Origin of the sequence: Candidatus Paracaedibacter symbiosus, from assembly GCF_000757605.1 — a bacterium.
Taxonomy (GTDB): Bacteria; Pseudomonadota; Alphaproteobacteria; order Paracaedibacterales; family Paracaedibacteraceae; genus Paracaedibacter_A; species Paracaedibacter_A symbiosus.
In genome coordinates, this window is sequence record NZ_JQAK01000021.1 from 1 (window position 1) to 1185 (window position 1185).

Consider the following 1185-nt stretch of genomic DNA (forward strand, 5'->3'; position numbering starts at 1 on the left):
CTTGGTTTCGTGATGCCCCGCCTGCAGACCAGCCTGCGTCCCGAGCTCGATGCGCATGCCTACGAGATCCTGGTCCAGGGGCACCGTGCCGGCAGTGGTGTGCTGGTCACCGACAAGGTGCTGGCGATCAATCCCGGCGGTACCCGCCCACGCCTGGAGGGCAGCGAGACCCGGGACCCGGCGTATGGCCTGCCCGCGCAATGGGTGGATCCGGAGATACGCAAGTTCGCGCGGGGAGCGGGGTATACCCTGGTCGAGCCGGATACGGTCCTGATCACCCACCTGAACGAGGTGGTCAAGCAACGCGCCCCGGAGCTGCTCACCCGGCAGGAGACCGAGCGGATGCTCAAGCGCATGCACGAGCAATGCGGCGCTCTTGTCGATGAGCTCGTACCCAACATCCTGACGTACTCGGACGTGCAGAAGACGCTGCAGCTGCTGCTGCGCGAGCAGGTCAGCGTGCGCAATCTCGAGGCGATCCTGGAGGTTCTGGTGGACGCGGGCAGGACCATCAAGGCCCCCGACGAACTGGCCGAGCGCATACGCGAGCGCCTTGGGCCCTCCATCTGCCAGCGATTCAATGATGCCCAGGGCGAGTTGCAGGTCTTGACGCTGGCGCCGGACACCGAGCGTGCACTGATGGTCAGTCAACGGGCTGGAGAGACCAGTCGCGGCGCACTGTTCACCGACATGGGCCAGCTCGACGGCTTCGTCAAGCATCTGGCCAGGCAGTCGGAAGCCATGATGGGGCGAAGCCTGAATCCGGTGCTGTTGTGTCCGCCATCCTTGCGCCGTCCGTTGCGGAGCCTGATCCAGCGCTCGCTTCCGCATGTGGCGGTGGTCAGCCTGAGCGAAGTGCCCTCGAACATGATGGTGCGCTCGTTTGCATCAGTTGGAACGAATCCATGAGGACGCCATGAGCGAAACCATCCAGGCGTTGACCCGCGCCCTCGACGCCGACATCCGTGGCGTGAATGCGGTCAGCCACAACGTAGCCAACATCGGCACCCCGGGGTTCCAGCGCGTACGTGCCGTTCCTGATTTTGCCCAGTCGACCGGGGTCAGGCAGCAGGTGGAGCTCGCCGACGGGCCACTGAAGCCGTCGGATCGCATGCTGGATCTGGCGCTGCGCGGGGATGGCTTCTTCGTGATTGAGCGTGACGGCGAGCAGCTGCTCACGCGGTC

General features: G+C 65.1%; 1 protein-coding gene and 1 pseudogene. Both read left to right on the forward strand.

The features are described 5' to 3' along the window. Window positions 1-909: FHIPEP family type III secretion protein (locus IG80_RS14450; protein WP_198027402.1), on the forward strand; the 909-nt coding region annotated here is incomplete at its 5' end. Window positions 910-916: 7 nt separating this feature from the next. Then, window positions 917-1185, forward strand: a pseudogene (locus IG80_RS15985) (flagellar basal body rod C-terminal domain-containing protein); the annotation flags it as partial.